The organism is Bradyrhizobium sp. (assembly GCF_030654605.1).
Taxonomy (GTDB): Bacteria; Pseudomonadota; Alphaproteobacteria; order Rhizobiales; family Xanthobacteraceae; genus Bradyrhizobium.
The window spans coordinates 21954-28755 of record NZ_JAURXB010000043.1 but is presented as its reverse complement, the minus strand read 5'-3'; the positions used below and the strand labels follow the sequence as shown (position 1 = coordinate 28755).

The 6802-nt window shown below is 62.5% G+C and carries 6 protein-coding genes and 1 pseudogene; 1 reads left to right on the top strand and 6 read right to left on the bottom strand.

Translation table 11 applies throughout. The features are described from left to right. Positions 1 to 1526 (bottom strand): peptide chain release factor 3 (locus Q7U29_RS03940; RefSeq protein WP_304738688.1); only part of this gene is annotated, 1526 nt, incomplete at its 3' end. A 208-nt stretch (positions 1527 to 1734) separates the two neighbouring features. Here Q7U29_RS03940 and Q7U29_RS03935 point away from each other — a divergent pair. Then, positions 1735 to 1836: pseudogene (locus tag Q7U29_RS03935) on the top strand (QacE family quaternary ammonium compound efflux SMR transporter); the annotation flags it as partial. Positions 1837 to 1838: 2 nt separating this feature from the next. Here the strand turns inward: Q7U29_RS03935 and Q7U29_RS03930 are convergent. The 5 genes from Q7U29_RS03930 to Q7U29_RS03910 form a co-directional block, all read right to left on the bottom strand. After that, positions 1839 to 2852: an inorganic phosphate transporter gene (locus Q7U29_RS03930; protein WP_304738685.1), complete on the bottom strand. Its 1014-nt coding sequence runs from the start codon at positions 2850 to 2852 to the stop codon at positions 1839 to 1841. A 15-nt stretch (positions 2853 to 2867) separates the two neighbouring features. Then, positions 2868 to 3512: a DUF47 domain-containing protein gene (locus tag Q7U29_RS03925; RefSeq protein WP_304738693.1), complete on the bottom strand. Its 645-nt coding sequence runs from the start codon at positions 3510 to 3512 to the stop codon at positions 2868 to 2870. 155 nt (positions 3513 to 3667) lie between these two features. Further along, positions 3668 to 4636: a branched-chain amino acid ABC transporter permease gene (locus tag Q7U29_RS03920; protein ID WP_304738683.1), complete on the bottom strand. Its 969-nt coding sequence runs from the start codon at positions 4634 to 4636 to the stop codon at positions 3668 to 3670. Then, complete coding sequence (locus Q7U29_RS03915; protein ID WP_304738680.1) at positions 4633 to 5499, bottom strand: branched-chain amino acid ABC transporter permease; 867 nt, start codon at positions 5497 to 5499, stop codon at positions 4633 to 4635. The genes Q7U29_RS03920 and Q7U29_RS03915 overlap by 4 nt, the downstream gene beginning before the upstream one ends. A gap of 80 nt (positions 5500 to 5579) precedes the next feature. Next, positions 5580 to 6800: an ABC transporter substrate-binding protein gene (locus Q7U29_RS03910; protein ID WP_304738677.1), complete on the bottom strand. Its 1221-nt coding sequence runs from the start codon at positions 6798 to 6800 to the stop codon at positions 5580 to 5582. Positions 6801 to 6802: the final 2 nt, after the last annotated feature.

The following is a 6802-nucleotide window of genomic DNA, read 5'->3' as shown; positions in this document are numbered from 1 at the left end:
AACACCGGGTCGCCGTCGACGTCGTCGGCGACGCCGGAATTGTTGGCGGCGACGAACGCCTCGAGCTTCTTGCGGTCGTCGGAGGAGATCCAGCGCGCCAGCTGGAATTCCGAGACCTCGAACTCGACGGGCAGGGAATATTCGGCGTCGAGCCGCGCCTTCAGCACGTCGAGCTGCAGCGGACCGACCACGCCGACCAGCGCCGGCGCGCCGTCGCGCGGGCGGAACACCTGCACCACGCCCTCCTCCGACATCTGCTGCAGCGCCTCCTTCAGCTTCTTCGCCTTCATCGCATCGGTGAGGCGGACGCGGCGGACGATTTCCGGCGCGAAGGACGGCACGCCGACGAAGGTCAGGTCCTCGCCTTCCGTCAGGGTGTCGCCGATCCGCAGCGTGCCGTGATTGGGAATGCCGACGACGTCGCCGGCAAAGGCTTCGTCCGCCACCGAGCGGTCCTGTGCGAAGAAGAATTGCGGACTGGACAGCGTCATGCTCTTGCCGGTGCGCACCAGCTTCACCTTCATGCCGCGCGTCAGCTTGCCCGAGCACAGCCGGGCAAAGGCGATGCGGTCGCGGTGGTTCGGATCCATGTTGGCCTGGATCTTGAACACGAAGGCGCTCATGCGCGGCTCCGAGGCCTCGACCTTGCGCAGGTTGGAATCCTGCGCGCGCGGCGGCGGCGCGAATTTGCCGAGGCCCTCGAGCAGATCGCCGACCCCGAAATTGCGCAGCGCCGAACCGAAATAGACCGGCGTCATGTGGCCTTCGCGGAACGAAGCCAGGTTGAACGGCTTGCTGGCTTCCTTCACCAGCGCCAGTTCCTCGGTGATTTCGGCGACGTCGAGATTGGCGTTGCGGCCGGCGAGTTCGGCGACGTCGATGTTTTCGGCAGCCCCGGTCTTGGCGCCGCCGCCTTCGAGCAGCCGGATGCCGCCGGTGGAAATATCGTAGGTGCCCATGAAATCGCGGCCACGACCGACCGGCCAGGTCATCGGCGTGGTATCGAGCGCCAGCGTCTTTTCGATTTCGTCGAGCAGCTCGAACGTGTCGAGGCTGTCGCGGTCCATCTTGTTGATGAAGGTGATGATCGGAATGTCGCGCAGGCGGCAGACTTCGATCAGCTTCAGCGTCCGCGCCTCGATGCCCTTGGCGGCGTCGATCACCATCACGGCGGAATCCACCGCCGTCAGTGTCCGATAGGTGTCTTCCGAAAAGTCCTCATGGCCCGGCGTGTCCAGCAGGTTGAAGACGAGGTCGTTGAATTCGAACGTCATCACCGAGGTGACGACCGAGATGCCGCGATCGCGCTCGATCTTCATCCAGTCGGAACGGGTATTGCGCCGTTCGCCCTTGGCCTTGACCTGCCCGGCCAGATTGATGGCGCCGCCGAACAGCAGCAGCTTTTCGGTCAGCGTGGTCTTGCCGGCGTCCGGATGCGAGATGATGGCAAAGGTCCGCCGCCGCGCCACTTCATCGGACAGAAGGGAACGGGGCGGCGATTCGGCAGTGAAAGCGAGATCGGACATCAGCGAGCCTGTGGCAGGGAAACCGGGCGCAATCAAGGGGATTTGCAACGGGTTGGAAGGGGATTTGGGGGCCCAGACAGCACGGTTGCGCACGCTCCCGCCCGACCTCATATAGGGAGCAGCGAGGACGACCTCCACCCCATCATGATCATGCGCAGGGACGGCCCTGCTGGCCGGAGGCCGTTCCATGGCTTGGGTGCTGCTGTTGATCGCGGGTATCGTGCTGTTCGGCGATCCCGCCGGAGTGGCCCGGATCGCCTGCATCGGCCTGATCGTCGCCGGGATCGTCGGACTGAAGCTGGCGACCTGACCCTATTTGGCGAGCGGGATCAGATTGACCGCCCAGTACGTCAGCGCCGCGATAATCGCCGAGGCCGGAATGGTGATCACCCAGGCATAGACGATCGAGCTCGCCACATTCCAGCGCACCGCCGAGACCCGCCGCGCCGCGCCGACGCCGACGATGGCGCCGGTGATGGTGTGCGTGGTCGAGACGGGAACCCCGAGCCAGGTCGCCATGAACAGCGTCGCGGCCCCGCCGGTCTCGGCGCAAAACCCCTGCATCGGCGTCAGTTTTGTAATTCGCAAGCCCATGGTGCGGACGATCCGCCAGCCGCCCATCAGGGTGCCCAGCGCCATCGCCGCCTGGCACGACAGCACCACCCAGAACGGCACCGAGAATTCGCTGCCGAGGTGGCCCTGCGAATAGAGCAGCACCGCGATGATGCCCATGGTCTTTTGCGCGTCGTTGCCGCCATGTCCGAGCGAATACAGCGAGGCCGAGACGAATTGCAGAATCCGGAAGGCGCGATCGACCGCAAACGGTGTCGAGCGTACCGAGGCCCAGGACACGATCGCGACCAGCACCAGGGCCAGCAAGAAGCCGACCAGCGGAGACAGCACGATCGCGAGCAGCGTCTTCGTCAGGCCGGTCCAGACCGCCGCCGACAATCCCGCCTTGGCCATACCGGCCCCGACCAGGCCGCCGATCAAGGCGTGCGAGCTGGACGACGGGATTCCCAGTCCCCAGGTGATCACGTTCCAGACGATGGCGCCGACCAACGCGCCGAAGATCACCCGGGAATCGATGACGCTGGGCTCGATGATGCCGGTGCCGATGGTATTGGCGACATGCAGCCCGAACACCAGGAAGGCGATGAAGTTGAAGAACGCCGCCCACAGCACCGCATATTGCGGGCGCAGCACCCGGGTCGATACGATCGTCGCGATCGAATTGGCAGCGTCGTGCAACCCGTTGAGGAAGTCGAACAGCAGCGCGACTGCGATTAACCCGACCAGAATCGGAAGACCCAGCGTGGTGTCCACTGCGCGGGCCCTACCCTATACCTGTTCGATGACGATACTGTTGATCTCGTTCGCGACGTCGTCGAAGCGGTCCGAAACTTTTTCCAGATGCTTGTAGATTTCAGAGCCGACGATGAAATCCATCGTGTTGGCATTGCGGTGCTTGAGGTACAACTCCTTCAGCCCGATATCGTGGAGGTCGTCGATGCGGCCTTCCAGCTTGCCGATCTCCTCGGTGATGGCGGTCAGCATCGAGACATTTTCGCCGATCGACTGCATCAGCGGCAGTGCCTTGCCGACCAGGTTGGCGCACTCGACCAGCAGCGTTCCCATCTCGCGCATCGGCGGTTCGAAAGTGCGGACCTCGAACAGAATTACCGCCTTGGCGGTCTGCTGCATCTGGTCGATGGCGTCGTCCATCGAGGTGATCAGGTTCTTGATGTCACCGCGGTCGAACGGCGTGATGAAGGTCCGGCGCACCGCGGTGAGCACCTCGCGGGTGACATTGTCGGCGTCGTTTTCGAGCTGGTTGATCCGCTGGCAGAACACCGGGGTTTCCTCGCCGCCGCGCAGCATGCCCTGCAACGCCAGTGCGCCCTGCACGCAGACCTGGGAATGCTTGGCAAAGAGCTCGAAAAACCGTTCTTCCCGGGGAAGAAAGGCGCGAAACCAGCGCATCAGCATAGGTGCATGTCCATCGTCGCAGAATGGCCGGCCGAGCCGGCCCGTCATGAAAGTGTCATAAATCACTTTCCAGACAAGCGCCTAGCGAACGGCGGCGGGAACCGGGTCATCCACCGCTTTATAGGCCGAAAAATCCGCCGGAAACGCCCCGATCAGAGCGATCGTCGGAAATAATGCGCGATCTCGCCGACCACGCCGCGGCGGAAGGTCAGCACGCAGACCACGAAGATCACGCCCTGGATCACCGTCACCCACTGTCCGAAACCGGCCAGATATTGCTGCATGGCGATGATGACGAAGGCGCCGACCACCGGACCGAACACGGTGCCGAGGCCTCCGACCAGCGTCATCAGCACGATTTCGCCCGACATCGTCCAGTGCACGTCGGTGAGCGAGGCATTCTGGGCCACGAACACTTTGAGAGAACCGGCGAAACCGGCGAGCGTCCCGGACAGGATATAGGCCAGCAGCTTGTACTGGTCGGTCTTGTAACCCAGCGAAATCGCGCGCGGCTCGTTTTCGCGGATGGCTTTCAGCACCTCGCCGAACGGCGAGTTGATGGTGCGAAAGATCAGCAGAAATCCGCCGAGGAACCCGACCAGGATGACGTAGTAAAGCACGGTCGGCTTGGCGAGGTTGAAAATTCCGAACAGGTAGCCCTGCGGGATGCCCTGGATGCCGTCTTCGCCATGGGTGAAGGGCGTCTGCAGATAGATGAAATACAGCAGCTGCGACAGCGCCAGCGTGATCATCGAGAAGTAGATGCCCTGCCGGCGAATGGCGACGACGCCGGTGATGACGCCGATTCCGGCCGCGCCCACGGTGCCGATCAGGATTCCGAGTTCGGGCGATACGCCCCAGACCTTCAGCGCATGCGCGGTGAAGTAGCCGGCGCTGCCCAGAAACATCGCATGGCCGAACGACAGCAGGCCGCCGTAGCCGATCAGCAGGTTGAAGGCGCAGGCCAGCAGCGCAAAGCACAGCGCCTGCATGACGAAGAACGGATAGATGCCGGTCAGCGGCACCGCCGCCAGCAACGCCGCCATTGCGGCGAACACGATCATCTCGTCGCGAATGCTGCGCGGGCCTGCCGGCAAGGTATCGTCGGTCAATACGCTCATGTTGTCGCCCGTCCCGTCAGTCCCGTCGGTTTCACCAGCAGCACCAGCACCATCAGCACAAAGACCACGGTATTGGAGGCTTCGGGGTAGAAGTATTTCGTCAGTCCCTCGATCACGCCGAGCGCGAAGCCGGTGATGATCGAACCCATGATCGAGCCCATGCCGCCGATCACCACCACCGCGAACACCACGATGATGAGGTCGGCACCCATCAGCGGCCGCACCTGGTTGATCGGCGCCGACAGCACGCCGGCCAGCGCGGCCAGACCGACGCCGAGCCCGTAGGTCAGCGTGATCATCCGGGGCACGTTGATGCCGAAGGCGCGCACCAGCGTCGGGTTCTCGGTGGCGGCGCGCAGATTGGCACCGAGCCGCGTCTTTTCGATCAGGTACCAGGTGGCGATGCAGACGATCAGCGAGAACACCACGACCCAGCCGCGATAGATCGGCAGGAACATGAAGCCGAGGTTCATGCCGCCCCTCAGTTCATCGGGGATCGCATAAGGCAATCCCGACGAGCCGAAATAGTTCTGGAAGATGCCCTGGATGATCAGCGCCATCCCGAACGTCAGCAGCAGCCCGTAGAGATGATCGAGCCCGGCCAGCCATTGCAGCATGGTCCGCTCCAGGATCATGCCGAAGATGCCGACCGCGATCGGCGCGATGATCAGCGCCGGCCAGTATCCGATGCCCATCACGTTGAGCAGGAAATAGGCGCAGAACGCGCCCATCATGTAGACCGCGCCGTGCGCGAAATTGATGATGTTGAGCATTCCGAAGATCACGGCGAGCCCAAGGCTCAACAGCGCATAAAACGAGCCGTTGATCAGTCCCACCAGAAGCTGCGCGTAGAGAGCCTGCATCGATCAATCTTTCGAAACTCAATCTTCTGTAAACGTCGGGCGAAAACCCGCCGACGCCAAGCGCCGGCGGGCAGCCATTGTTACTTCTTTAGAAGCGGACAAGCGCTTTCCGAAAGGGGCCGAAAAGCCTGCTCACCGGGGGTGGTTCCGATCAGCTTGTAATAGTCCCAGGGGCCCTTGGAATCCGTAGGCTTCTTGACCTCGAACAGATAGGCCGGGTGGATCTTGCGGCCGTCGACGCGGATCGTGCCTTTCCCGAACAAAGGATCATCGGTCGGCATCGACTTCATCTTCTCGACGACCTTGATGCCGTCATGCGGATTGCCGCCCATCGCCTCGATCGCCTTGAAGTAGTGCACCAGGCCCGAATAGACGCCGGCCTGAATCATGGACGGCTGCGCCTTGTTCTTCATGCGCTCGGAAAAGCGCTTCGAAAACGCCCGAGTCCCGTCATTGAGGTCCCAGTAGAACGTTTCCGTGAGATTCAGACCTTGCGCCACCTTCAGACCGAGCGAGTGAACGTCGTTGATGAACAGCAGCAGGCCGGCGAGTTTCTGGCCGCCCGCGACGATGCCGAATTCCGACGCCTGCTTGATCGTATTGGTGGTGTCGCCGCCGGCATTGGCCATGCCGACGATCTTGGCCTTCGATGCCTGCGCCTGCAGCAGGAACGAGGAGAAATCCGCGGTGTTCAGCGGGTGCCTGACGGTGCCGATCACCTTGCCGCCGGACTTCAGCACTACCGCGGCGGTGTCGCGCTCCAGCGCGTGACCGAAGGCGTAGTCCGCGGTCAGGAAGTACCAGGTGTCGCCGCCGGCCTTCACCAGCGCCTGGCCGGTGCTGTTGGCGAGCATGTAGGTATCATAGACCCAGTGAATCGTGTTCGGCGAACATTGCGTATTGGTCAGATCCGACGTTGCTGCGCCGGTGTTGATCATGACCCCGTTTTTCTCCTTGACGAGATTGTTGACTGCCAGCGCCACGCCGGAGTTCAGCACGTCCACGAAGATATCTACCTTGTCGACGTCGATCCACTGCCTCGCGGTGTTAACGGCAATGTCGGGCTTGTTCTGATGGTCGGCGGAAATCACGTCGATCTTCCAGCCCTTGGCGGCAAGCCCCGAATCTTCCACCGCCATCTGGGCCGCGAGCGTGGAGCCCGCGCCGCCGAGGTCGGAGTAAAGACCCGAATTGTCGGTCAGCACGCCGATCTTGACGGCTTTATCCTGCGCAAGGGCGGCGCTGCTTGCGCCAAATGCCAGTGCGGTACCAAGCAATAATGCCGAGATTCTGTTTATCATCT